This is a genomic window from Halomonas llamarensis (assembly GCF_023555005.1).
In the GTDB taxonomy this organism is placed as follows: Bacteria; Pseudomonadota; Gammaproteobacteria; order Pseudomonadales; family Halomonadaceae; genus Vreelandella; species Vreelandella llamarensis.
The window spans coordinates 25,348-51,022 of record NZ_JAMJPJ010000025.1; the positions used below are offsets into that span (position 1 = coordinate 25,348).

The window sequence follows — 25,675 nt, forward strand, 5'->3', positions numbered from 1 at the left end:
AACTCCTGACTATCAAACAAAACCGCCCAAAGGCCAAAAGCCCCAGGGCGGTTTTTTTCGTGCTTGAAGCATTTTGGTGCTTCTTAAAGCAAGAACACTGTAAGACGTACTTTACAGCGTGGCTTCTGCCCGCTCAGCTTCAAACGCGGCTTTCTCTTCCTCGGTGATCTCTTTGATCGAAAGCTTCACGCGGTTGCGGTTATCGATATCGAGCACCTTAACCACGACGTCATCGCCTTCGTTCAGATAATCACGCACGTTGTTTACCCGCTCCGGCACGATTTGTGAAATATGCACGAGCCCATCTGTACCCGGCATGATATTCACGAATGCGCCAAAGTCGGCAAGACGTACGACTTTACCTAAATAGAGCTTACCGATTTCCGCTTCTGCCGTGATGGCCAGCACAGTATCGATTGCCGCCTTAGCAGCGCTCTTATCTTCGGCGTAAATGCGCACAGTGCCATCGTCATCCAGGTCGATTGACGCGCCGGTATCATCGCAAATCTTACGGATCATCGCCCCGCCTTTGCCGATGACATCGCGAATCTTGTCTGGATCGATCTTGATCGTTGCCATGGACGGCGCGTTATCTGACACCTCGACACGGCTTTGGCTGATGACGGTATTCATCTCTTCAAGAATATGTAGACGCGCTTTATTAGCCTGCTGCAGCGCGGTTTCCATAATCTCTTCGTTGATACCTTCGATCTTGATGTCCATCTGCAAGGCGGTCACGCCCTCTTCTGAACCGGCCACTTTGAAGTCCATATCGCCAAGGTGGTCTTCATCACCCAAGATATCGGTCAGCACCGCAAAACCGTCTTCATCTTTCACCAAGCCCATGGCAATACCGGCCACGGGTGCTTTGAGCGGCACGCCGGCATCCATCAGCGCTAGCGAGGAGCCACACACAGAGGCCATAGAGCTTGAGCCATTGGACTCAGTAATCTCTGACACCACACGAATGGTGTAGGGGAAAGCGTCTTCTGACGGCAGCATCGCTTGCACACCGCGACGCGCCAAGCGGCCGTGACCGATTTCACGGCGCTTCGGCCCGCCCATAAAGCCGGCTTCACCCACACAGTAAGGGGGGAAGTTGTAGTGCAACATAAAGCGGTCTTTGCGTTCACCCTCAAGCGATTCGATCAACTGGGAATCACGCAGAGTGCCAAGCGTCGCAATGGCGATGGCCTGGGTTTCGCCGCGGGTAAAAATCGCCGAACCGTGGGTTTTTGGCAAGGTGCCGACTTCAATCGCGAGCGGGCGTACCGTTTGGTTATCACGGCCATCAATGCGCGGTTCGCCTTTGACGACGCGAGAGCGCACGACACGCTTTTCAAGGCCCGCAAACGCGCCTTTAACGTCATCCTTGCTGAACTTGCCTTCTGCTTCTTCACCTTCAGCAGCGGCAAACTGCGTGAGCGCGTCTTCTTTCGCGGAAGACAGTGCATCCTGACGCGCCATTTTGTCAGTGATGCGGTAGGCATCCCCCACTTTGGTTTCAAACGCCTCGCCAAGGGCAGTTTTCAGCGCGCTATTTTCTTGTGCTGGCTGCCATTCCCAACGCGGCTTGCCTGCTTCAGCCACCAGTTCGTTGATGGCACTGATCGCTACCTGCATTTCCTGATGGCCGAAAAGCACAGCACCCAGCATTTCGTCTTCAAGGAGTTCTTGGGCTTCGGACTCCACCATGAGGACAGCTTTTTCAGTGCCAGCCACCACCATGTCGAGTTCAGAGCTTTTCAGCTCCTCGACGGTGGGGTTAAGGAAATAGCCTTGATCTTCGTTAAAACCAACGCGAGCACAACCAATCGGGCCCTTGAACGGCACGCCGGAAATGCCTAGCGCCGCCGACGTACCGAGCATCGCGGCAACGTCGGGATCGTGGTTACGGTCGGTAGAGAGAACGGTACAGATCACCTGTACTTCGTTCATAAAGCCTTTGGGAAAGAGCGGACGAATCGGGCGGTCAATCAGCCGCGAGGTCAGCGTCTCTTTCTCGGTTGGGCGTCCTTCACGCTTAAAAAAGCCACCTGGGATCTTGCCCACAGCGTAGGTTTTTTCTTGGTAGAACACCGCCAGCGGGAAAAACGGCTGGCTGGGGTTGGCGTCTTTCTTGGCCACTACCGTACACAGTACGACGGTATCATCCATCGTGACCATCACAGCGCCGGTTGCTTGGCGAGCAATACGCCCGGTTTCGAGTGTGACGGTGCTACGACCGTACTGGAACGTTTTTTTAACCGGATTCACGGCAACTTCCTTTCGCATTAATATCAACTTGTCTTTTCGTTTGGTCGTTTTGACTCTTCACTATTCTAGGCGCTGAAGCGTAATAGGGCTACCGCTTCTCTATATACTTTCCTGATGTACTTTCTCATGATAGCCAGATCGAGTAGGAAGGGGAGTCGCCTCCCCTGTCCTCTCACACCACCGGGCGTACGGTTCCGTACCACGGCGGTTCATGAACAACGGTTAAGCCATCTTACCGTATCGAGTATTGAGATCAGCCCCTGGTTGTTGAACCATCTCCTCGGCAGGGCATGATTCATGTGCGAGGCTCCTGCATTCCACCAGGGCCCTCGCCCATTGCCCGCCGATTTCCAAGCACGGTACGCATCCAGTCCTAGCCCTCGCAGCTTCCGTCGCCGAGTTGCTGGGCGTTTCCATTGCCGCCAGATCAGGCCGCGTAAGCGGCGGCGTATCCATTGATCCAGCGCTTCCAGCGGGCGCTTTACATCAACGAGGTCAAAGTAGTTGGCCCAACCCCGCAGGGTGGGTGCCAACTCCTTGATCACTCGCTGGATGTGACGCCCCCTGCCACGCTTCAGGATCTCACGGACACGCTGCATCATACGCTTCAGACTGGTCTTGGCGAGCGTCAGTTTCGACTGCTTGTGCCGAGTAAGACTGTAGCCCAGGTAGCCGCGTTTCCATGGCCGATCCACCGCACTTTTCGTACGGTTGACCGTCAGCCGAAGTGAGCTCTCGAGATACTCACTCAAGCTCTCCATGACACGCTCGCCTGCTCGCTGACTTTTGACATACACCTGCACGTCATCAGCGTAGCGGCAGAAGCGGTGGCCTCGGCGTTCCAGCTCCTTGTCCATGTCGTCCAGCAGGATGTTCGCCAGCAGCGGGCTGAGTGGCCCGCCTTGGGGCGCTCCCTGCCGCCTTGGCGTGGGCAAGCCGTGCTGGAACATGCCCGCCTCCAGGTAGCGGCGGATCAGACGCAGCACGCGCTTGTCGTCAACGCGCCGCGCCACCCGGGCCATCAGCAGGTCGTGGTTCACGCGGTCGAAGAAGGCTTCCAGATCAAGGTCGACCACCCAGCGGTGGCCGGCGGTGACGTGGGCCTTCATGGCCGAGACGGCCTGCTTAGCACTGCGCTTGGGGCGGTAGCCGTAACTCGACGCGGAGAACGCTGGGTCGAAAATCGGCATGAGCACCTGGGATAGCGCTTGCTGGATTAAGCGGTCGGTAACCGTAGGAATACCAAGCTGCCGCGTCCCACCCTTGGGTTTGGGGATCGTGGCGGCTCGGATCGGGCTGGGGTGATACTCATCGGCCAATAGCCGCTCGCGCAGCGTTGGCCAGTACTGCTTTAGGTGATCACCCAGTTGGTGCACCGTCATGCCATCGACACCCGGGGTGCCTTTGTTGGTGACCACCCGACGGTAAGCTCGCTCCATGTTTTCCGGGTCAACGACCCGTTCCATGAGCGAGGTTGACTCCGCTTTCGTCCACGATAATGACGCCGGGCTCGTCTCGACGCTCACCGGCTGGGGCGCGGCGTACTGCGCCTGCCCTTCTGGGTGAGTGACGGTATTAGCGTCGGTTTCTGTCTTCATGATCGATCCTCGAGACGTTATCGCCTACTCGCGGTTCTTCATGTTCGGCCCTTGGTGCCGGGGTGAACCGGCACTTACTATGGCCTCGGCTGACGTCTGGTGGTCCATCCCGTCGCCTCTCGACGCCGGTAGCACCGTGGCAGACCACCAGACCTCCCAGGGTAAGACGCGCGACCTTCCCGCTTATGCCTGTCGGATCTACGTCATGACGTTCCGTGCAAGTACTGGGCTTTGGTGATTCGTGCCACCTCACCCCGCCATAACGCCTCGTATCCGCTTCCTGTTCGTCAGGCCAGCGTTTTGCCTCGGGCTGCCTTCGGATTCCCCCTCGCGGGGGACACCCTTGCCGTCAGCTAGCACTTCCCCTTGCCGGGCGTGCAGGGGACTTTCACCCCCAAGTCATCCTGAGGCACCACCCCCAGGAACAGCGCCGGTCAAGGCGCTGCGCGCCATGCCTGGCGCACACGAATAAGGGCGCCCCGAGGGGCGCCCTTATAGCGTGCGGCTAACCTCAATGGCTAACTTACCAGCCAGTCACTTCTTTCAGTGCATCGCCGATTTCAGCCAGCGAGCGCACGGTTTTGACACCAGCGTCTTCCAACGCGGCAAACTTCTCATCGGCAGTGCCTTTACCGCCAGAGATGATGGCGCCAGCGTGGCCCATACGCTTACCGGGAGGTGCGGTGACACCGGCAATGTAAGAGACAACGGGCTTAGAAACATTGGCTTTGATGTAAGCCGAGGCTTCTTCTTCCGCGGTGCCGCCGATTTCACCGATCATGACGATCGCTTCGGTCTTCGGATCGTTCTCAAACAGTTCGAGAATATCGATAAAGTTAGAGCCCGGGATCGGGTCGCCGCCGATGCCCACACAGGTGGACTGGCCAAAGCCGTGATCGGTGGTCTGCTTAACCGCTTCGTAAGTCAGCGTGCCCGAGCGGGAAACAATACCCACGCGGCCCGGCTGATGGATATGCCCCGGCATGATGCCGATTTTGCACTCACCCGGCGTAATAACGCCCGGGCAGTTCGGGCCAATCAAGCGCACGCCCAGCTCGTCACATTTCACTTTCGCTTCGAGCATATCAAGTGTGGCGATGCCTTCGGTAATACATACGATGAGCTTGATACCGGCATTGGCCGCTTCAAGAATCGAGTCTTTACAGAATGGCGCCGGTACATAAATAACGCTGGCTTCCGCGCCGGTCTTCGCTACCGCTTCTTTTACGGTGTTGAAAACCGGCAGGCCTAGATGCTCTTGGCCGCCTTTACCCGGCGTCACACCACCGACCATCTGCGTACCGTAGGCAATCGCCTGCTCGGAGTGGAACGTGCCTTGGCCACCAGTGAAACCTTGGCAGATGACCTTGGTGTTCTTATCGATCAGGATGCTCATTACTTGCCCTCCGCCGCTTTAACGACCTGCTGAGCCGCGTCGGTCAGACTGGTAGCCGCGATGATGTTCAGACCGCTAGACGCGAGTTTTTCCGTGCCTAGCTCGGCGTTGTTACCTTCCAGACGTACGACCACTGGCACGTTGACACCAACCTGCTCAACGGCACCGATGATGCCTTCCGCAATCATGTCGCAACGTACAATACCGCCGAAAATATTGACCAGTACGGCCTTGACGGAGTCGTCGGAAAGAATCAGCTTGAAGGCTTCCGCTACGCGCTCTTTGGTCGCGCCACCGCCAACATCGAGGAAGTTGGCTGGCTTACCGCCGTTCAGGTTGACGATATCCATGGTACCCATGGCAAGACCCGCGCCGTTCACCATGCAGCCGATGTTGCCATCAAGCGCGACATAGTTAAGTTCCCACGCAGCCGCTTCCGCTTCGCGCTCGTCTTCCTGCGACGGATCACGCATCGCCTGAAGGTCTGGGTGACGGTACAGCGCGTTGCTGTCCAGCCCCAATTTGGCGTCGAGGCAGTGGAGGTTGCCTTCGTCGGTGATGACCAGCGGATTAATTTCTAACAGCGCCAAATCTTTATCATGGAACAGCTTAGACAGTCCCAGGAAAACCTTGGTGAACTGCTTAATCTGGTTGCCAGAAAGACCTAGTGCAAAGGCCAGCTCACGCGCTTGGTACGGCTGAGCGCCGACCAGCGGGTCGATCTCAGCTTTGAGAATTTTTTCCGGCGTTTCTTCGGCAACCTTCTCGATTTCTACGCCGCCTTCGGTAGAGGCCATAAAGACCACGCGACGGGAAGTGCGGTCAACAACAGCGCCCAGATAAAGCTCATCGGCGATATCGGTGCAGGTCTCAACCAAAATCTTGGAAACCGGCTGACCGTGTTCGTCGGTCTGGAAAGTCACCAAGTTGTTACCCAGCCACTGCTCAGCAAAGGTTTTAGCATCGGCAGGGTCTTTGATTAACTTAACGCCGCCCGCTTTACCGCGACCACCGGCATGCACTTGGGCTTTTACCACCCACATGTCGCCGCCGATTTTTTTACATGCTTCTGCTGCTTCTTCGGGCGTGTCCACGGCAAAACTTTTGGACACTGGCAGACCATAATCGGCAAACAGCTGTTTGCCTTGATACTCGTGAAGGTTCATCGATTCATGCCATTGGTTGCATGTGACTCGAATGATGGCAAGTCATTAACATACTCCCCATCCCCGTACTTTCGATTCCTGTCATTCACCACAAATGAAAAGACATGGCCGAAAGTGTTGCGCCACCCATGGGTGGCGCTTTTTTGTTACGTCATCGCGTTATTTACGCTTTTTGCGGTTCGCCATGTGAATGGCGTGACCTTCCACCGCAAGCGCTGCCTCGTGCACGGCTTCCGACATGGTCGGGTGTGCATAGCAGGTCAGGGCTAGATCTTCCGCGCTAGAGCCAAACTCCATCGCGATAACACCCTGAGCAATCATCTCACCGGCATGCTGGCCAACGATGTGCATGCCAAGAATACGATCGGTTTCCTCATCGGCGATAATCTTCGCCTGCCCTTCAGTGGCGTTATTCGCCATCGCCCGGCCACTCGCCGCAAACGGGAAGCTGCCGGTTTTCACTTTAAGCCCTTTAGCTTTGGCTTCTTCCTCGGTAATACCCACCCAGGCAACTTCCGGGAAGGTGTAAATCACGTTTGGAATGGTGTCGTAGTTCATCTCGGCTTTGTGACCGGCGATGACATCCGCCACCATGATGCCTTCTTCAGAGGCTTTATGCGCCAACATGGGGCCACGCACACAGTCGCCAATCGCGTAAACGCCCGGTACGTTAGTACGGCACTGATCGTCAACAAAGATAAAGCCGCGCTCATCAAGCTCAACACTGACACCGTCGGCAATCACGCCTTTGGTGTAAGGACGACGACCAACAGAAACGATCAGTTTATCGAAGGTCATCTCCTGCTCGCCGTTGCTATCGGTATACTTGACAGTGACTTCGTCGCCGTTAGTTTCCGAGCCAGTCACGCGAGCGCCAAGCTTGATGTCTAAGCCCTGCTTTTTGAGTAACTTGTGCGTTTCTTTACTAATAGCACCATCAACCATAGGCAGGAAAGAGTCCATCGCTTCCAGCACGGTGACCTCAGACCCCAGGCGATTCCACACACTCCCCAGCTCCAAGCCGATAATACCCGCACCGATAACGCCCAGGCGCTTCGGTGTTTCTTGAAATTCCAGCGCACCGGTGGAATCGACAATCAAACCTTCCGTTAGCGGCGTGGGGGGGATTTCCACCGGTACAGAACCCGCGGCGATGACGATACTGTCGGCATCGTAGGTAGTGGCTTTACCGTCTTGGTCAGTCACTTCAACCTGCTTACCCGACACGACTTTACCGGTGCCCTCAATGGAAGTGACGCCATTGGCCTTGAACAGACCTGAGATGCCGCCGGTCAAGTTCTTAACGATCTTGTCCTTACGCGCCATCATCTTTTTGACGTCCATGGTGACGTCGCCAGCTTCAATGCCCATATCATCAAAGTCATGCTTCGCTTCCACGAACTTATGCGACGCTTCCAGCAGTGCCTTTGACGGGATACAGCCAACGTTCAGGCAGGTTCCGCCATGAACGACATTACCTTCTTTACCGATCCACTTCTCGACACAGGCAGTTTTCAGTCCGAGTTGTGCCGCACGAATAGCGCCCACATAGCCACCAGGGCCGGCACCAATAAAGATCACATCAAACTTGTCAGCCATGTTGGCTCCTTTAGCTTGGTTGCCCTCACCCTTGTGGGGAGAGGGCTAAGTGCGATTTAGCGTATCTACGAGATGAGTCGCAATTTTTATACGTCGAGCAAGAGGCGCGCGGGATCTTCTAGCAACTCTTTCATCGTCACTAGAAATTGCACCGCGTCTTTGCCGTCGATCATACGGTGGTCGTAAGACACCGCCAGGTACATCATGGGGCGAATTTCTACCTTACCGTTGACCGCCATGGGGCGTTCCTGAATCTTATGCATTCCCAGAATAGCGGTTTGCGGCGGATTGATAATTGGGGTCGACATCAGCGAGCCGAAGATACCACCGTTAGTAATCGTAAAGGTGCCGCCCTGCATTTCATCAATACCGAGCTTACCGTCACGGGCACGCTTACCGAAATCGACGATGGTTTTCTCGACATCGGCAATTTTCATGCTATCGGTATCGCGTAGCACCGGAACGACCAAGCCGCGAGGCGTCGACACGGCTACGCCGATATCCTGATAACCATGATAGACGATGTCTTTACCGTCGATGGAAGCGTTGACGTCCGGGAAGCGCTTGAGCGCCTCTGAAGCCGCCTTGACGAAAAAGCCCATAAAGCCAAGCTTGGTATCGTGCGCCTTCAGGAAAGTGTCCTTGTACTGCGCGCGCAACTCCATCACAGCTGTCATGTCCACTTCGTTGTAAGTGGTCAGCATGGCAGCCGTTTGCTGAGCCTCAACCAGGCGCTTGGCGATGGTTTGACGCAGACGGCTCATCGGCACGCGTTTCTCTGGGCGCTCACCTTCTACCGCGGGCGCAGTGGCAGCTGACGCAGCACTTTTAGGTGCTGCAGCGCCGCCGGAGGCTTTCTTGGCCGAGCCTGCTTTTACCGCTTTCTGCACATCCTCTTTCAGAATGCGGCCGTCCTTGCCGGTGCCCTCAATCTTGGCAACGTCCAGGTCATGCTCAGCGATCATTTTGCGCGCGGCCGGCGCCAGGATTTTGTCACCGACCTTTTCGTCACCACTGCCGTCATCGGCACTGCTTTCGGCTTTATGCGGTGTTGAATCATCACCACTGCCGCTATCGCTACCAGCGCCTTCACCGAAGATAGCCAGCACTTGCTCAGAGGCAACTTGACTGCCTTCTTCGACTTTAATCTCGGCGAGCGCGCCGTCCGCCGGCGCAACCACTTCGAGCACAACCTTGTCAGTTTCGATATCCGCCAGCACTTCATCACGCTTGACCGCTGCGCCGACTTTTTTGTGCCATGTGGCGACGGTACCTTCCTGCACAGACTCAGGAAAGGTCGGCGCCTTCACTTCGTGCTGCTGACCACCGCCGCTAGCTTTCTTCTCTTGTGTTTTTCCTTCGCCCGCCGTGGCAGCGGGCTTGTCTTCTTTATCGGTGTTGCCAGTACCGCTATCACCAGAAGCACTGCCTTCGCCAATCTTGCCCAGCACCTGCTCGGACTCCACGGTATCCCCCTCTTCGACCGTGGCATCGGTCAGGGTGCCTGCTTCAGGTGCGACAACTTCAAGCACCACTTTATCGGTTTCAATTTCAACAATCAGCTCGTCACGCTCAACACTGTCGCCTGGCTTTTTATGCCACGCTGCTACAGTGCCTTCGGCAACGGATTCTGGAAAGGTTGGCGCTTTGATCTCGGTAGCCATGTCGTTTCCTTTATAAATTCTTTAAACCCGGTGGGCGCTTATAGATTAAAAGCGTCTTCCACCAGCTGGCGCTGCTGTTCAGTGTGAACGGACATATAGCCTGCCGCTGGTGCAGCGGAAGCCGGTCGCCCAGCGAACTTCAATTTGCCGCCTAAGCCTTCGTTAAGCATATCGGCCACGGCACGCATGTGGTGCTGGCTAGAGTACCAAGCGCCCTGATTGAGCGGTTCTTCCTGGCACCACACAATGTCCTCCAGCTGGGGATACGCTTGAAGCGTTTCCAAAAGCTCCTCTTTCGGGAAAGGATAGAGCTGCTCAAGACGAATGATGGCCGTGTCATGGCGGTCATTATCAACACGCCAAGCCGCTAAGTCGTAATAGACCTTACCTGCACACAAAATAGCGCGTGTTACTTTCTCAGGCGATAACTTAGCTTGGTCAGGCAGCACCATGTAGAACTTGCCGTACGCCAGATCATCCAGGTGTGAAATCGCTTCTTTATGGCGCAACAGAGATTTCGGTGTCATGACCACTAGCGGTTTCCGCAGCGGACGAATCACCTGGCGGCGCAGTAGATGGAAAATTTGCGCTGGCGTAGTCGGCACGCATACTTGCATATTATGCTCAGCACACATTTGCAAGAAGCGCTCAAGGCGCGCTGATGAATGCTCAGGACCCTGGCCTTCATAACCGTGTGGCAGCAACATGGTCAGCCCACACAACCTACCCCACTTGGTTTCACCCGAAGAGATGAACTGATCCACGACGACTTGGGCACCATTGAAGAAGTCACCAAACTGCGCCTCCCAGATCACCAAATCGTTGGGCGCCGTGGTGGCATAGCCGTACTCAAACGCCAACACGGCTTCTTCTGACAAATAAGAGTCATGAATCGTGAAACGAGGCTGGCCTTCCGTCAGATTTTGCAGCGGTACATAGGTGGTGCCATCTTTCTGGTTATGCACTACTGCGTGGCGATGTGAGAAAGTGCCGCGCCCGACATCCTGGCCGGTAACGCGAACGGGGTGGCCTTGGTCAATGAGCGTGGCGTATGCCAGCGTCTCAGCAAACCCCCAGTTAAGTGCCATACCGCCCGCCTGCATTTTGCGGCGGTCGTCATAAATTTTGGCAACTTGGCGCTGCACGTCGACCCCGTCGGGGACGCTGCACATCTTCGCTGCTAACTTTTGCAACAGCTTCATATCCACCGTTGTGTCGGCATTGCCGGTCCACTCGTGGCCAATATAGGGTTGCCAGTTGACAAATAGTGAGGTGTTAGGCTCTTGCACCAGTGCGTTAGCCACGTGGTTGCCTGCCGTCAAATCTTCACGGTATTTCTCAACCATCGCCTTGGTTTCGTCGTCACTGACCACACCGTCTTGTATTAAGCGTTCAATAAAAAGCGAACGCGATGAAGGATGCTGTTTGATTTTGGTGTACATCATCGGCTGAGTACCGGAAGGTTCATCAGCTTCGTTATGGCCACGACGGCGATAACACACCAGATCAATCACCACATCTTTCTTGAACTGCTGGCGGTAATCCAGCGCCACTTGGGTCGCATGCAATACCGCATCAGGATCATCGCCGTTAACGTGAAAAATCGGCGCCTGAACCATTTTAGCGATATCGGTACAATACTCGGTTGAGCGAGCATCTAACGGATGGGACGTGGTAAAGCCCACCTGGTTGTTAATGACAATATGGACGGTACCGCCAGTCTTGTACGCGCGAGTTTGAGACATCTGGAATGTCTCCATCACCACGCCCTGACCGGCAAAGGCCGCATCACCATGCACATTGATAGGCAGTACTTTATCGCCTGCCGGATCATCGCGTCGATCCTGACGCGCACGCACCGAACCTTCTACCACAGGCGCGACAATTTCCAAGTGCGACGGGTTAAACGAGAGGGCTAGATGCACCTCACCGCCCGGCGACATCACATTGGAACTGAAACCCTGGTGATATTTAACATCACCGGAGCCCCGTTCGATGACTTTTTTGCCGTCGAACTCGTCAATTAGATCCGTTGGATTTTTGCCGAGAATATTGACCAGCAGGTTGAGACGGCCGCGGTGCGCCATACCGATAACGACTTCCTTGGTGCCGTAACCACCGGCACGCTGGATCAATTCGTCCATCATCGGAATAAAGGCTTCGCCACCTTCAAGGCCGAAGCGTTTTGTCCCTGGATACTTGGATGCGAGGTAGTTTTCCAACCCTTCAGCAGCGGTCAAGCGCTCTAGTACGTGCTTGCGTACATCGTCGCTGAACTTGGGCGCACTGCGCACCGATTCAAAGCGACGCTGTAGCCAACGCTTTTCTTCAGTATCAACAATGTGCATGATTTCGCAGCCAATGGAGCGACAATAAGTGCGCTCCAGGGCGTCGACGATGTCACGCAACGGTGCTTTATCGATACCTAAAAAGAAAGAACCGGTCTGGAACTCAACATCCAAATCTGCTTTAGAAAGCTGATGGAAGGAAAGGTCTAGATCCGGAACAGGGGTGGGATCTCGCAGTCCCAGCGGGTCGATATTGGCTTTTTGATGCCCACGGAAACGATAAGCGTTAATCAGCTGCAGGACTTTCACCTGTTTTTTGCTTTCGCCGCTGTCAACAGCGGCCGCTACTCGACTCGGGCGTGCTTGACGCCCAAGTTGGTAGAACTGATCACGAATCGGGCTAAGTGGAACATCGTGAGAGGCACTGCCCTCGGGACGCGGTAGCGAATCAAAATAATTGCGCCACTCGTCGGGGACAGCATTGGGATCATCAAGGTACTGCTCGTAAAGCGCTTCTACGTAGTGGGCATTGCCGCCACTAACGTGAGAGGAACGCCACATCAACTCCATTATGCCTTGTTGCATCTCTCGGTCACCCTGCACTGATGGGGTGGTATCGGTATCGCCACGCAAAGCGACGACAACGCTATTGCCCTGCCGGCGGGGCGGGACGTTTGCCGGCGGCGCCGACCCATGGCCGGAAGCCCTTACCACTTATTCGACAGCAGTTTGCCTTTACTGCTTTTACTAACTCTTTATTGACTTACGCCGTTCTTTACATACGTCATTCTTTACATATGTAGCGTTTTGCTAATCAGTCCATGCTCAAAAGCCGGTACTCGCGGCACCGGCTTTTAAACTTGGCTGGCCAAGTGGTGCGACTCACCGCCGCACCACCTAACACCCCTATGATAACAAGCGAAGCGCTTGGATTTAAGTGGCATTGACGCGCAACTTAAGTGGCAATCGCTTTTTTCTTAGGTCGCATCGGCTAGTAGCATCTCACGGATCTTACCAATCGCACGTGTAGGGTTAAGGCCTTTCGGGCATACCGCCACACAATTCATGATGCCGCGGCAGCGAAACACGGAGAACGGATCTTCTAAATCTGTCAGACGCTCACTGGTCGCCGTGTCGCGCGAGTCCGCCAAGAAGCGGTAAGACTGCAACAGGCCTGCCGGCCCGACAAACTTGTCCGGGTTCCACCAGAACGACGGGCATGAGGTCGAGCAGCACGCACACAGAATACACTCGTATAAGCCATCTAGCTTATCGCGATCTTCCGGCGACTGCAGACGCTCAATGGCTGGCGCTGGTTCGTCATTTTGCAGATACGGCTGAATGCGCTCGTACTGCTTGTAGAACAACGCCATATCGACAACCATATCGCGGATAACCGGCAAGCCCGGCAGCGGGCGCAGGGTCAGCTTGTTGCCTTTCACAACGTCTGACAGCGGCGTAATACACGCCAAACCGTTTTTACCGTTCATGTTCATGCCGTCGGAGCCGCAAACGCCTTCACGGCAACTACGCCGAAATGCCAGCCCGCTGTCTTGTTCTTTCATCATATGAAGAACATCCAGCACCATCACATCACGGCCTTTGGTATCGACCTGAAACTCCTGCATATAAGGTGCGGAGTCGGTTTCCGGATTGTAACGGTATACGGATACCTGAAGATTGGACATGGTGACTCCCTCTCATTACGGAGATTAGTAGGTACGAACCTTAGGCTCGAACGTATCAACGGTTTTTGGCTTAAAGTTCACATCGCGCTTCTTCAGCTCTTTTGTCGCGGGGAAGTAAAGCGAGTGTTTCAGCCAGTTGACATCATCACGGTCAGGATAGTCGTAGCGAGAGTGAGCACCACGGCTTTCATTACGCTCAAGGGCAGCAATCGCCGTTGCTTCTGCCACTTCCATCAGGTTATCGAGTTCTAACGCTTCAACACGAGCGGTGTTAAAGGCATTGGACTTGTCAGGTAGGTGGGCATTCGCAATACGGCTGCGCAGCTCATTTAATTTTTTGACACCTTCCTGCATATTTTTCTCTTCGCGGAAAACACCGAAAGAGGTCTGCATGATGTCTTGCAGATCCGCTTTCAACGCAGGAATGCTCTCACCGCCGTCTGAATCGTTCCAGCGCGTGATGCGCTTCATGGCTGATTCGATATCAGTCTCGGAGGCATCCAGATATTCGATACCTTCGTTCAGCGCACTCTCGATGAACATACCCGCCGCGCGACCGAATACGACTAAGTCTAGCAGAGAGTTACCGCCCAAGCGGTTAGCCCCGTGAACGGATACACAGGCGGCTTCACCACAGGCATACAAGCCGTTAACGATATGATCGTTACCACTCTCATCCTGAGTAATCGCCTGACCGTGGATGTTGGTCGGAATACCGCCCATCATGTAGTGACACGTCGGCACGACTGGAATCGGATCTTCCGCCGGATCTACGTGAGCAAATGTTTTAGAAAGTTCAACGATACCGGGTAGACGCTTGCCAAGGACATCTTCACCTAGGTGATCAAGCTTCAAGAAGACGTGATCGCCTTTCTCGCCACAGCCGCGACCTTCAAGAATCTCCATGACCATTGAGCGCGCAACAACGTCACGACCCGCCAAGTCTTTGGCGTTCGGCGCGTAACGCTCCATAAAGCGTTCGCCATCTTTATTGATCAGGTAACCACCTTCACCCCGACACCCTTCGGTGACCAGCGTGCCCGCACCGTAAATACCGGTCGGGTGGAACTGCCACATTTCCATATCCTGCATCGGGAAGCCAGCGCGCAGCGCCATACCAATACCGTCGCCGGTATTAATCAGGGCGTTGGTAGTTGAAGCGTAAATACGTCCCGCACCGCCGGTAGCCAGCACAGTGGCCTTCGACTTAACGTGAACCACTTCGCCCGTTTCGATGCACATGGCGATACAGCCCACCACATCGCCTTCGGCATTTTTCACCAAATCCACCGCGTACCACTCATTCAAGAACGTCGTATTGTTCTTGAGATTGTTTTGGTACAACGTGTGCAACAACGCATGACCAGTACGGTCAGCGGCTGCACAGGTACGTGCTGCCTGGCCACCTTCACCAAAATTCTTCGACTGTCCACCAAACGGACGCTGATAAATACGGCCATTATCGAAGCGCGAGAACGGCAGCCCCATATGCTCTAGCTCAAAGACCGCCTTCGGGCCTTCAGAACACATATACTCCGACGCATCTTGGTCGGCAATATAGTCACTGCCCTTGACGGTGTCATACATGTGCCAGCGCCAGTCATCGTTTGGGTCGGCAGAAGCAATGGCACATGTAATACCGCCCTGGGCAGAAACGGTGTGAGAGCGTGTCGGGAACACTTTTGACAGCACCGCTGTCTTTTTACCGGACTTGGCAAGCTCAAGTGCAGCACGCAAGCCAGAGCCACCACCACCGATGATAATGGCGTCAAATGTCAGGCTACGAAGGTTAGACATGTATCAAGCTCCCCACAGAATTTGAATGCTCCACACCAAGTAGACGAAGATGGCCAGAATAATAAGTAGCTGAGCACCTACACGCACATTGGTGGATTTGAGATAGTCCGTCGTCACGGTCCAAAGGCCAACCCAGGCATGCGCAGCCAATGAAATAAAGGCCAGCAGAGAGAAAATCCGCATCCACGTTTGGGCGAATAGGCCACTCCAGGCGTAATAATCCAATCCCGGATTAAACAGGAGATAGGCAACGATAAAAATCGTATAGAGCGCCAGAACTACTGCAGAAACGCGCTGAATCAACCAATCAGACAGCCCACTGCGGCCGAAACTTGTGATGTTAGTTACCATATCCAAACTCCTGCCAAAATAATCAGAACGGCACTAATCACGACGGTGATCTGCGCTTTTTTCACACCGCCTTCAAGGGTGACGCCGATATCGGCGTCCATCAGCAGGTGCTTGATACCCGCCACAAAATGAAAGGCGAGAGCCGATAGCAATCCCCACGCGATCAATTTCGCTAGAAAATTATCGGCTAAAGCGCTGCTAACAGCGTTAAAGCCAGCGGGCGAAGAGAGAGATTTACTCAGCGCCCAAAAAGCGAAGATCAGGCCAATGAACATGATGACACCCGTGATGCGGTGTGCGATCGATGTTAATGCTGGAAGTGGGAAATGTATCGTCGAAAGGTCTAGGTTTACGGGTCGTTTGCTATTCACGGCTTTGTACACACTCTTTTGGCCCGCTCTGCGACAAGTCGGGAATGGCCCGAGCGGGCAGTGGTTGCTGGAAGGGGCTCGGCCGTTGCCAAGTTGGGCACGACCGCTTTCCTGCTAGTGTCGCGCATCAAGGATTATAAGAACCTTAGCCCCCGCTGACAAACCGAACTAAGACGTTACTCGACCATGGTGCAAGGAATTTGCGTTTTAGTTCGGTCGATTTTGCACCGCAGCATCGCTATAGTAGATCTATCGGCAGGCGATGCGCCAAAATTTTTTGCCCAACGCAAACTGCCACGACACCATAATCATATACAAAAATTATCCAGACAAACAGTTTTGTCACAACCAAACTAGCGTTTAGGCTAATTGACATTTAGTCTCGCGCTTCTATAGTGGGCGAGCCTTTTCGCCGGCGCGGTATGCGAAATATCGACGTAACGTGACGTCCCAACCCGAACTCGAAAGGAGGCCACTATGGCTGACAGGAAAGCAACATTAACGGTAGACGGCCTAGATAAGCCTATCGAGCTACCTATTTACTCCGGCACGCAAGGCCCTGACGTCATTGACGTTCGTGGCCTAGGTGCAGAAGGCCTGTTTACCTATGACCCCGGCTTTATGGCCACCTCTTCCTGCCAGTCTGCCATTACCTATATCGATGGTGGTAAGGGTGTTCTGCTGCATCGCGGCTACCCTATCGGACAGCTGGCTAAAGAGTCTAATTTTGTTGAAGTTTGCTACACTCTACTGTTTGGCGATCTACCCAATGACGAGCAGTTCGCTGACTTTGAGTCACGAATTCGCAATCACACAATGGTTCACGACCAAATCAATAACTTCTTTAAGGGATTTCGTCGTGACGCTCACCCCATGTCGATCCTATGCGGTGTTGTCGGCGGCTTAGCCGCGTTCTATCACGACCACATGGACACCACAAAAGAAGAAGATCGCGTGATCAGCGCTGTTCGACTCATCGCTAAAATGCCGACCATTGCGGCAATGTCTTACAAGTACAACGTTGGCCAACCTTTTAACTATCCGCGCAATGACCTGAATTATGCAGAGAACTTCCTCTACATGATGTTCAGCACACCGTGCGATGAGTACGAGGTCAACCCGGTATACGCCAAGGCGATGGACCGTATCTTCATGCTCCACGCCGATCACGAACAAAACGCATCCACGTCTACCGTTCGCCTTGCTGGCTCTACCGGTGCCAACCCATTTGCCTGCATCAGCGCTGGCATTGCCGCTCTTTGGGGCCCAGCTCACGGCGGTGCCAACGAAGCCGTACTAAAGATGCTCGACGAAATCGGTGATGATTCAGAAGAAAACATCCAGCGTTTTGTCGATAAGGCAAAAGACAAGGACGATCCGTTCAAACTGATGGGCTTTGGTCACCGAGTTTATCGCAACTTTGACCCGCGCGCCAAAGTGATGAAAGAGACCTGCGACGAAGTCTTAGCCGAACTCGGTATGGCGGATGACCCACAGCTCAAAATCGCCAAGCGCCTTGAGCAAATCGCGCTGGAAGACGACTACTTCATCGAGCGTAAGCTTTACCCCAACGTCGACTTCTACTCTGGTATCATCCTGAAAGCGATGGGCATCCCGACCAACATGTTTACCGTGATTTTTGCGGTATCGCGCACGATTGGTTGGATCTCTCACTGGAATGAAATGCTCAGCGATAGTTACAAAATTGGTCGCCCACGTCAGCTTTACATCGGTCACGAGCAGCGTGACTATCCACAAAAGTAAACCTAAGATAGCGGCCGTTAGCCGACTTGATGACAAAGGCCACCTTCGGGTGGCCTTTTGCGTATGCTACAAAGATACCGTCACCCTCAATAAAAGGATCCAGCAATGCGCACTATATCCACCGTCGCTTTTATCGGCTTAGGCGTTATGGGCTATCCGATGGCAGGCCACCTCGCCCGCCAAGGACTGACCACCCGTGTTTATAACCGTACTGCCAACAAAGCGGAAACCTGGGTAAATGAGTACGGCGGTAGCGCTCACTCAACGCCACAAGAGGCAGCCAAAGGCGCTGATCTCGTGCTCATTTGTGTGGGCAACGACGATGACGTTCGTGAGGTAACCACCGGTAGCGAAGGCGTACTTCAGAGCATGAAAAGCGGGAGTATCTTGATTGATCACACCACCGCGTCCGCCGATCTTGCGTTAGAGCTCGATGCAGCCTGCCGTGAGCAAGAGGTTGGGTTTATCGATGCGCCAGTCTCAGGCGGCCAACAAGGTGCAGAAAATGGCGCGCTGACCATTATGTGCGGTGGCGAAAAAGCCCACTTTGAACACGTTCATCCCGTGCTGGATTTATACGCGCGCGCTGTGACGCTAATGGGCGCGGCCAGCAGCGGGCAACTCACCAAGATGGTCAACCAAATTTGTATCGCCGGTTTGGTACAAGGGCTTGCTGAAGGCTTGCACTTTGCTGAACAAGCAGGGCTCGACCAACAGCAAGTCATCGATGTTATCGCCAAAGGCGCGGCTGGTTCTTGGCAGATGGAGAATCGCCACAAAACGATGATTGCGGATGAGTACGCGCATGGCTTTGCGGTTAACTGGATGCGCAAAGACTTGGATATTTGCTTAACACAGGCGCGCCGCTTAGACGCAACCCTTCCGGTTACCGCGTTGGTTGATCAGTTTTACGCGGATGTGCAACGAACAGGCGGAGGGCGCTGGGATACATCGTCGCTCTTGAAGCGCCTACGTAAGGTCGATTAACCCTTGACTTTTTGGCCTTACCATCCTGAACAGGGTTTTCCACACCTTCTGTGGATAACCCTGTTTATAACCACTAGAAAACGTCTCAAAAGCGCCATTATCAGCGGGCTGACCTTAAATTGGTTATTTTTTAACCTACCTTAAACTACTGTTTTTAAAGGATTTTAATAAGCGCAGCTATTTTTATACCAAAATTCAGACCATTATGCACAACCCCTCCGCAAGAACAGCGAAAGTGGACAAGTCAAGTCTAAAATGGCGTTAAAAATGTGTTTTTTCGCGATTTATAGCCACAAAAAAAACATGCACCCGCAGTTGCGAGTAACACGGAAAAGACAAAAAATTAGCTATGCATTATGCACAAACGAAGTGAGTAAGCACACAGTAATGCAAAATAAAGAATGGCGTCCCATAGGGGGTTCGAACCCCTGTTACCGCCGTGAAAGGGCGGTGTCCTAGACCACTAGACGAATGGGACGTAGCACACAATGACAGAAAGCATTATCGATATGTTTGGTGGAGCCTAGCGGGATCGAACCGCTGACCTCAACACTGCCAGTGTTGCGCTCTCCCAGCTGAGCTAAGGCCCCACGTGTCGTGAAGACGGAGCGTATAATAATGATTACGCCCCGTTTCGTCAACCACTTCCGACATTATCGTTTTCGTTACAGTTCCTGAAACTCCTTTTCAAAGCGCTTGGCTTGCTTTTTCGACACGCCCCCCAACACCTCAATGGCATGACGCAAACGCGCGCGCGTCATGTCCGAGCCGAGAATAACCATCGCATCCATTACCGACGTACTGGTTGCGCTACCGGTAATGGCGATAAACACCGGCGCTAAAAATGCTTTCATTTTTAAATCAAAGTACTCGGCAAGCGCTTTGACTTCTTCGAGTAAGGCCTCTTTGTGCCATGCTGGGACCGCTTCAAAGCGCCACGTTAAAAATTGCAGCAGCTTGACGAGCGCCTCTTTCTCCAGCTTCACCGAATCAAAAGCGGTTTCATTGATGGCCGGTAGCCCGGAAAAGAAGTGACCTGCTAGCGGCGCTACTTGCGACAAGGTCTCAACGCGAGGTCTCACTTGCGGCAAAATTTGGCGCACGTACGCCTCATTGAACGCCCAGTCACGTAGCGCTTGCAAAAAAGCCTCGTCATCGAGATCTTCGCGAATATAGAGACCGTTCAGCCACGTCAATTTTTCCAGATCAAACACTGGGCCACCCAATGACACTCGCTGGACATCAAATGCCGCCATCATTTCATCGAGAGAAAACTTCTCTCGCTCATCGGGCATAGACCAGCCCATACGCCCAAGATAATTCGTTACTGCCTCAGGCAAAAACCCCATCCGGCGATAATAGTTAATCGATGTCGGGTTTTTACGCTTGGAAAGTTTCGACTTATCCGGATTACGCAGCAGTGGCATATGGCAAAGCGTCGGCATTTCCCAGCCAAAGTACTCATACAACAGTTGATGCTTAGGCGCTGAGTTAATCCACTCTTCGCCACGCAGCACGTGAGTGATCCCCATTAAGTGGTCGTCGACAACGTTGGCCAGGTGATACGTCGGCATACCGTCCGACTTAAGTAAAATCTGGGCGTCTACCTGCGCCCACTCCACCTCAATACGACCACGTAGCATGTCTTGCACCACACACACACCATCCGTCGGCACCTGCATGCGCACGACATACGGCCAGCCCTCTTGCTCACGGCGACTTTTCTCATCGGCATTCAATGCTAGATCAGCAGGCTTAAGTGCCAACTGCATGCCTGCTATTTTGCGCGCCTCGCGCAACGCGTTGAGTTCCTCTGTTGTGCGGTAGCATTTAAAAGCATAGCCAGCATCAATCAATTGGTGTGCGTATTGCGCGTAAATCTCACCACGCTCGCTCTGGCGATAAGGACCGTGAGGACCACCTACATCAGGGCCTTCATCCCATTCGATGCCCAGCCAACGCAATGAATCCAAAATCATCTGCTCCGACTCCGCGGTGGAGCGAACGCGGTCGGTATCTTCAATACGTAGAATAAATTGGCCACCATGCTGGCGCGCAAAACAAAGGTTAAACAGTGCAATATAGGCTGTGCCAACGTGAGGGTCGCCCGTGGGAGACGGTGCAATGCGAGTGCGTACGGTCATGAATGCGTTCCTTAGAGTCTTACTATTGAGCGTCGCGCCATTATACGCACCCAGCGCAGCTCCAACAGCACTGCGATAAAGGAACGACAACACAGAAAAAGCGTCTTAAAAGATAGTTACGTGTTACCGCCATTGGGATGCGCGTTACGGCACAATCGCTTACCATACGTCGACGTTACAGGGAGCGGCTATAATGATTGGCAAGTGGCGTCAAAAAAACGGCACTTTGCGGCGATAAATAGCGGCTCTAACACACTAGAATTCGCATTACCTTAAATAAGGTCGTCAATTTATTCACGAGTCGTGCAGGGCTCTTCGACAGGAAAACACAATGGAATCGCTAGGCTCACGTATTAAACACCTTAGGCTACGGGCCAAGCTCAACAAAGCGGCGCTGGCACGTGAAATCGGCGTGTCAGACGTGACAGTCTCTTATTGGGAATCTGGCGCCATTAAGCAGATTGGCCATGAACGCCTCGTTGCACTTGCTGATGCTCTGGGGTGTTCGTTGGCCACCCTGCTTGAGGGTGATAACGCGCCCACCTTACCTGCGCTCAATCATACGGGACTGCTCCCTTGGAAGCAGCGCCAAGCTAAGCCGATTGACGCGGCGAGCAGTCACCTCCCGCTCAATATGCCTTGGCAGCAGCCAGCATTTATTGCCACCCCGGGGCCAAACTCACATTTTGCGCCCGTCAAAACCGGCGATCTTGCGTTGCTGGGCCCCACCGATACCTTCAAGCAGGTTGGCTATTATGTCGTCAGCCGAGACCAACAAACAGAAATTATACATTTGACCCAGCCTCCAGAGGACGACATCACGGTTCAGGCTGCCGTACTGGCTCATTGGCGACCGATTTAAGACGCATCACTCGGGTAGGTCAACACATCCACGTCATCGCGGGTGCGGCGTGACTCACTGCCAATCACTACCCGCCGCGAGTACTCCATTACCTGACCTAGGCCATGGCGGGATTGTGTCACCCACTCTCCCGCCAAATATTCACCTTCCGAGCCAATGCGCTGGCGCACTTGCAAAGGCTGAACACTCGCTTCCATTGATGCCACGCCAAGGTGATAGACTCCATCTGGGAGACCACTCCCCGGCCCTAGTGGCCCTACGCGAAAGCGTCCATCTTCCACTTGCGTTCGTTTGCGCCAGCGAACGCTGCTCTGCTCGCGCTCCACTACAATGTTGACCTGCGTGGCATCAGGTAAGTTTGTTTCACCACTGACCGTGACGCGGCGATCAGCACGCAACGCTATCGTCGTCTCCACCTTGACCGTAAGCGGGCTTGGTTCTGGCTCCGTTTTTGGCTCCTCTGACGCATTTGCGGATTGGTTGCTCGTAGATTCCGCTGCCTCCGCTGAGTCTGGCGAGTTTTTTGCGTCTTGTTGCTCTTCCTTCGAACCACTGCAGGCCGTCAGCAGTACGATCAACAAAGCAACTCCCCATCGCCCTATTCGCATTTTTCTCACTGCCGTCTCCTTTAGCTTCTGGGTACTTACCTTGCGACTCTACGCTACTGTCATGCCGTTGACGCACAACTATGCAAAAAAATCATTGAGTGCGCGTTCTACCCTCACCCAAAGCAACGATAGCCCACCAAGAACCACTGCGCTCGGCACTATGTACTCAATGGCCTCTTAAACGGCGTTTAAGTACCACAACCACTCCACCAGGAAAATACGCTCCCTTTCATCGTTATAATACGCCTGACACTCTTCATGAAATAGGCGTGAGAACATAGCCCTTAGCAGGGCGGACATACTGCCGGAAACACCGCTCACCCTCAGTGGCTACAAGCCCTAGATCGACGCCACCGTGTGGCTGGTGACGGAGGTGTAGCACAGCCTGAACGATGCGAGGGCTTTGGGACGAAGGAGAAGTATGAAGTGTGGGAGTAAGCAAGCCACTCCCATGCCATAATGCGTACCCGTTTTCAGGAGGCGGAATGGGCATTATTTTTGGTAGCCGGGAATTGATTGATGAAGCCGCCCTCCCAAGGGCACAGGTTCAGCACTTTTCGCTGTCAGGGACTGGCACATTTCCTTGCTAGTGGTCTAACGCCTTATACCTCTGATAGAGGAACATGCTATGCATTTATGCGCGAATGATCACACCACACAGCAACAGCGCAAGGCGGCAACCATAAAGGCCGCTCGTAAGCGCTACCTTGCCGCAAAACACCAGGGCAAGATGAACGTCAGCCTGAGCGCTGAAAAAGCACAGAAGCGCGCCCAGAAATCTGTTTTTCGTCTGTCTTAATATTTTAACGCCCCAACACTTACCCCCGGCCATTTGAAGTGGCCGTTACTTACCCTATCTCCGCCACCACTAGCACATCACCTTCCAGCACCTCACCACCCGGCAGCGCTTCTTCGCTTATCTCTACCAAAAAGCAACTGGGTGGAAAACGTCGACTATCCATTTCGGCCATTGCTGGGTGCTCCACACCTACCACCACCGGCCCTAAGTAATTCACTCTCATAGCTCAACCCTGTGCTTTATATCTAACGATGACATCCACCACCTATCTAAGCTTTAATACTGTAAAAATTGCCATAAAATCACAAGCACTATGAAGGAAAGCTCTAAAAATCTGCCATGATGAACGGGATAACCGTTAAGAAATGGCTGCTCGATGTCAGGCAAAAAACCATATAGAATACCGGCATGCTAGGAGGAGTAATGGATGATTGAAGCGGTAGATCTCTTTTGTGGAGCGGGTGGGCTAACGGCAGGTTTGCGACAAGCCAACGTCACGGTACGCGCAGGTTATGATATCGAAGAAAGTTGCCGTTTTGCCTACGAGCACAACAACCAAGCCCAATTCATCACGCAGGACGTTGGTGAGCTAACCGGTGATGACATCAATGGTTGGTACCAAGACCCCGATGCTATTCGCCTACTAGCAGGCTGTGCCCCTTGCCAGCCGTTTTCTACCTACAATCAGGGAAAGGACACCACGAAAGATAAAAAGTGGCCCCTACTAGGTGCGTTTGCCCGCCTGATCCAAGAGGCGCAACCCGAATTGGTCACCATGGAAAACGTACCTTCGGTCACCAAGCACGAGATATATCATGACTTCGTAGAATCCCTTAAGCAAGAAGGCTACCACGTGTGGGCGGATACGGTGGCATGCGTGAAATATGGCTTACCACAAAGCCGCCGTCGGCATGTGCTTCTGGCATCCAAACTAGGCCCGATTGAGCTAATAGACACAACCCACCAAACTCCTGTGACAGTCAAAGAAGTCATTGAAGAGCTAGAACCAGTAACAGCAGGAGCTGCAAACCCAAACGATCCACTTCATATCGCCGCATCGCTTTCAGAGCTCAATATGAAGCGCATTCGACACTCTGTGCCTGGCGGCAGCTGGAAGGACTGGCCTAAAGAGTTGGTGGCTGGCTGCCATGCAAAAAAAAGCGGAAAGACTTACCCTAGCGTTTATGGCCGAATGGAATGGGAAAAACCAAGCCCCACCATGACAACGCTTTGCTATGGCTTTGGCAATGGACGCTTTGGGCACCCGGAACAGCACCGAGCTATTACACTTCGAGAAGCGGCAATGCTGCAATCCTTTCCTGCTGAGTACCAATTCATTGCACCGGGCCAGCCATTCCACTTCCGCACAATAGGACGGATGATTGGGAATGCTGTGCCGGTAAAACTTGGAGAGGTAATTGGAGAAAGCTTCACAAGGCATATACGTAAAGCTCTCCAAGTAGTTTAAAAATTATGCCTTCTTATAGCCATCTGTACGTATGTAATGTGATATCGACCACAAAATAGCTCTCAGGTAAACCATTGTTTGGTGAGCCATAACAGGAAGAGCATCCGATGCTATATCTTGCCCACACTCTAAAAATGAATTCCTGCCATGTGCTAAGGCATTTCTTTTATCTCTAATTTCAAACAATGTATGCGAAATTTCTCTATTGCCTTTATTAGGTTGGGGGCTGTGAAAACCATATTTTTCAGCCTCTTTTTTTATCGCACGGCAGTCAATATTTCCTGAAAACAACCCTTTCTTATCATATCCAACATATACCATTGCCATGCTAATAGGATGATCATTTTCATCGAAAAGTTTATTTATATCTCCTTTAACGGCACGTCGAAAATGAGCAGCAGTAATTTTTTTTCAACTTATCACTCAAATCATGATAAGAGACCTCTTCTGCTTTAATAACTTTATGTATTGCATCAATAGCGTTAGACATTGTAGCTTCGACAAGATTATAAATTAACAAAAGCCCACTTGAGCGAAGCGTTTTTTCCAAATCACGATTAATCTTTATAAGCGGCTGAACCACTCCTGTAGCTTGATTACTGCCACCTACTCCTCCACTCACTGAAGCCAAATACTCATAATCATTATGGGAAATCAGAGATACAAATTCCGTAAGCGAGCCATTAACCACATCTGGGCAGGCGTCGCTCAGCCGGGTAATGTGTCCTTCCAGTGCCAGGGCAGCAGCGTGGTGAGCTCGTCGTCGTTGAGCGTGGGCAATGTTTCGAAGACGTACCGCAGGTACTCATAGGGTGGGAGGCCATTGGCCTTGGCGGTTTCGATCAAGCTGTAGATCGCCGCGCTGGCAT

The 25,675-nt window shown here is 53.2% G+C and carries 22 protein-coding genes and 2 tRNA genes; 5 read left to right on the top strand and 19 right to left on the bottom strand.

All coding sequences use genetic code 11. From position 1 onward, the window contains the following. Window positions 1-111: 111 nt before the first annotated feature. Window positions 112-2,274, bottom strand: coding sequence for a polyribonucleotide nucleotidyltransferase (gene pnp / locus M8006_RS13365; protein WP_250083029.1), 2,163 nt, complete (start codon window positions 2,272-2,274; stop codon window positions 112-114). Window positions 2,275-2,465: 191 nt separating this feature from the next. Further along, on the bottom strand, window positions 2,466-3,854 hold the full coding sequence (ltrA, locus tag M8006_RS13370; RefSeq protein ID WP_250083031.1) for a group II intron reverse transcriptase/maturase: 1,389 nt from the start codon (window positions 3,852-3,854) through the stop codon (window positions 2,466-2,468). Between ltrA and M8006_RS13375 the strand changes: the two genes are divergently transcribed. Beyond that, window positions 3,853-4,092 carry a hypothetical protein gene (locus M8006_RS13375; protein ID WP_250083032.1) on the top strand — a complete coding sequence of 80 codons (240 nt, stop codon included), beginning with the start codon at window positions 3,853-3,855 and terminating at the stop codon, window positions 4,090-4,092. The genes ltrA and M8006_RS13375 overlap by 2 nt on opposite strands. A gap of 285 nt (window positions 4,093-4,377) precedes the next feature. On the opposite strand, the gene sucD is transcribed toward M8006_RS13375, so the two are convergent. From sucD to sdhC, 9 genes are all read right to left on the bottom strand, one after another. Continuing rightward, on the bottom strand, window positions 4,378-5,250 hold the full coding sequence (gene sucD / locus M8006_RS13380) for a succinate--CoA ligase subunit alpha (protein ID WP_179928778.1): 873 nt from the start codon (window positions 5,248-5,250) through the stop codon (window positions 4,378-4,380). Continuing rightward, window positions 5,250-6,416: an ADP-forming succinate--CoA ligase subunit beta gene (gene sucC, locus M8006_RS13385; RefSeq protein WP_250083033.1), complete on the bottom strand. Its 1,167-nt coding sequence runs from the start codon at window positions 6,414-6,416 to the stop codon at window positions 5,250-5,252. Before sucC ends, sucD begins: the two co-directional genes overlap by 1 nt. 159 nt (window positions 6,417-6,575) lie before the next feature. Continuing rightward, entirely contained in the window at window positions 6,576-8,015 is a 1,440-nt protein-coding gene (lpdA, locus tag M8006_RS13390; protein ID WP_250083035.1) for a dihydrolipoyl dehydrogenase, read from the bottom strand. An 86-nt stretch (window positions 8,016-8,101) separates the two neighbouring features. Beyond that, window positions 8,102-9,679 carry a 2-oxoglutarate dehydrogenase complex dihydrolipoyllysine-residue succinyltransferase gene (gene odhB, locus M8006_RS13395; protein WP_250083036.1) on the bottom strand — a complete coding sequence of 526 codons (1,578 nt, stop codon included), beginning with the start codon at window positions 9,677-9,679 and terminating at the stop codon, window positions 8,102-8,104. A 38-nt stretch (window positions 9,680-9,717) separates the two neighbouring features. Beyond that, window positions 9,718-12,552 (bottom strand): 2-oxoglutarate dehydrogenase E1 component, encoded by a 2,835-nt coding sequence (locus tag M8006_RS13400; RefSeq protein ID WP_250083038.1) that lies wholly within the window; start codon window positions 12,550-12,552, stop codon window positions 9,718-9,720. A gap of 392 nt (window positions 12,553-12,944) precedes the next feature. Then, window positions 12,945-13,655: a succinate dehydrogenase iron-sulfur subunit gene (locus tag M8006_RS13405; RefSeq protein ID WP_250083040.1), complete on the bottom strand. Its 711-nt coding sequence runs from the start codon at window positions 13,653-13,655 to the stop codon at window positions 12,945-12,947. A gap of 24 nt (window positions 13,656-13,679) precedes the next feature. Beyond that, window positions 13,680-15,452 (bottom strand): succinate dehydrogenase flavoprotein subunit, encoded by a 1,773-nt coding sequence (sdhA, locus tag M8006_RS13410; protein WP_250083042.1) that lies wholly within the window; start codon window positions 15,450-15,452, stop codon window positions 13,680-13,682. 3 nt (window positions 15,453-15,455) lie between these two features. Next, window positions 15,456-15,803 carry a succinate dehydrogenase, hydrophobic membrane anchor protein gene (gene sdhD, locus M8006_RS13415; RefSeq protein WP_250083044.1) on the bottom strand — a complete coding sequence of 116 codons (348 nt, stop codon included), beginning with the start codon at window positions 15,801-15,803 and terminating at the stop codon, window positions 15,456-15,458. Continuing rightward, entirely contained in the window at window positions 15,797-16,174 is a 378-nt protein-coding gene (gene sdhC / locus M8006_RS13420) for a succinate dehydrogenase, cytochrome b556 subunit (RefSeq protein WP_250083064.1), read from the bottom strand. The genes sdhD and sdhC overlap by 7 nt, the downstream gene beginning before the upstream one ends. 477 nt (window positions 16,175-16,651) lie before the next feature. Here sdhC and gltA point away from each other — a divergent pair, with 477 nt between their 5' ends. Both gltA and M8006_RS13430 read left to right on the top strand, forming a co-directional pair. Beyond that, window positions 16,652-17,938 carry a citrate synthase gene (gene gltA / locus M8006_RS13425; RefSeq protein WP_250083047.1) on the top strand — a complete coding sequence of 429 codons (1,287 nt, stop codon included), beginning with the start codon at window positions 16,652-16,654 and terminating at the stop codon, window positions 17,936-17,938. A 105-nt stretch (window positions 17,939-18,043) separates the two neighbouring features. Then, the gene (locus M8006_RS13430) at window positions 18,044-18,925 is read left to right on the top strand and encodes an NAD(P)-dependent oxidoreductase (protein ID WP_250083050.1); all 882 of its coding nucleotides are present in this window, start codon (window positions 18,044-18,046) and stop codon (window positions 18,923-18,925) included. Window positions 18,926-19,327: 402 nt separating this feature from the next. On the opposite strand, the gene M8006_RS13435 is transcribed toward M8006_RS13430, so the two are convergent. From M8006_RS13435 to gltX, 3 genes are all read right to left on the bottom strand, one after another. Beyond that, window positions 19,328-19,403: transfer RNA gene (locus tag M8006_RS13435), tRNA-Glu, on the bottom strand. Window positions 19,404-19,439: 36 nt separating this feature from the next. Beyond that, a tRNA-Ala gene (locus M8006_RS13440) sits at window positions 19,440-19,515 on the bottom strand. Window positions 19,516-19,590: 75 nt separating this feature from the next. Further along, window positions 19,591-21,069 carry a glutamate--tRNA ligase gene (gene gltX / locus M8006_RS13445; RefSeq protein WP_250083051.1) on the bottom strand — a complete coding sequence of 493 codons (1,479 nt, stop codon included), beginning with the start codon at window positions 21,067-21,069 and terminating at the stop codon, window positions 19,591-19,593. Between the two features lie 331 nt (window positions 21,070-21,400). Between gltX and M8006_RS13450 the strand changes: the two genes are divergently transcribed. Beyond that, the gene (locus M8006_RS13450) at window positions 21,401-21,931 is read left to right on the top strand and encodes a helix-turn-helix domain-containing protein (RefSeq protein ID WP_250083053.1); all 531 of its coding nucleotides are present in this window, start codon (window positions 21,401-21,403) and stop codon (window positions 21,929-21,931) included. Here the strand turns inward: M8006_RS13450 and M8006_RS13455 are convergent. Together M8006_RS13455 and M8006_RS13460 are read right to left on the bottom strand one after the other, a co-directional pair. Then, the gene (locus tag M8006_RS13455; RefSeq protein ID WP_250083054.1) at window positions 21,928-22,512 is read right to left on the bottom strand and encodes a hypothetical protein; all 585 of its coding nucleotides are present in this window, start codon (window positions 22,510-22,512) and stop codon (window positions 21,928-21,930) included. The genes M8006_RS13450 and M8006_RS13455 overlap by 4 nt on opposite strands. An 875-nt stretch (window positions 22,513-23,387) precedes the next feature. Next, window positions 23,388-23,561 (bottom strand): hypothetical protein, encoded by a 174-nt coding sequence (locus M8006_RS13460; RefSeq protein WP_250083056.1) that lies wholly within the window; start codon window positions 23,559-23,561, stop codon window positions 23,388-23,390. A gap of 204 nt (window positions 23,562-23,765) precedes the next feature. On the opposite strand from M8006_RS13460, the gene M8006_RS13465 reads away from it, so the two are divergent. Further along, entirely contained in the window at window positions 23,766-24,806 is a 1,041-nt protein-coding gene (locus tag M8006_RS13465; RefSeq protein ID WP_250083058.1) for a DNA cytosine methyltransferase, read from the top strand. A gap of 3 nt (window positions 24,807-24,809) precedes the next feature. Here M8006_RS13465 and M8006_RS13470 read toward each other — a convergent pair whose 3' ends face one another. From M8006_RS13470 to M8006_RS13480, 3 genes are all read right to left on the bottom strand, one after another. Beyond that, a complete protein-coding gene (locus M8006_RS13470) occupies window positions 24,810-25,133 on the bottom strand; it encodes a hypothetical protein (RefSeq protein ID WP_250083061.1) in 324 nt (107 codons plus the stop codon). A gap of 46 nt (window positions 25,134-25,179) precedes the next feature. Next, window positions 25,180-25,428, bottom strand: a complete 249-nt coding sequence (locus M8006_RS13475; RefSeq protein ID WP_250083066.1) for an MAE_28990/MAE_18760 family HEPN-like nuclease — start codon at window positions 25,426-25,428, stop codon at window positions 25,180-25,182. An 86-nt stretch (window positions 25,429-25,514) separates the two neighbouring features. Next, window positions 25,515-25,675: transposase domain-containing protein (locus M8006_RS13480; RefSeq protein WP_250083067.1), on the bottom strand; the 161-nt coding region annotated here is incomplete at its 5' end.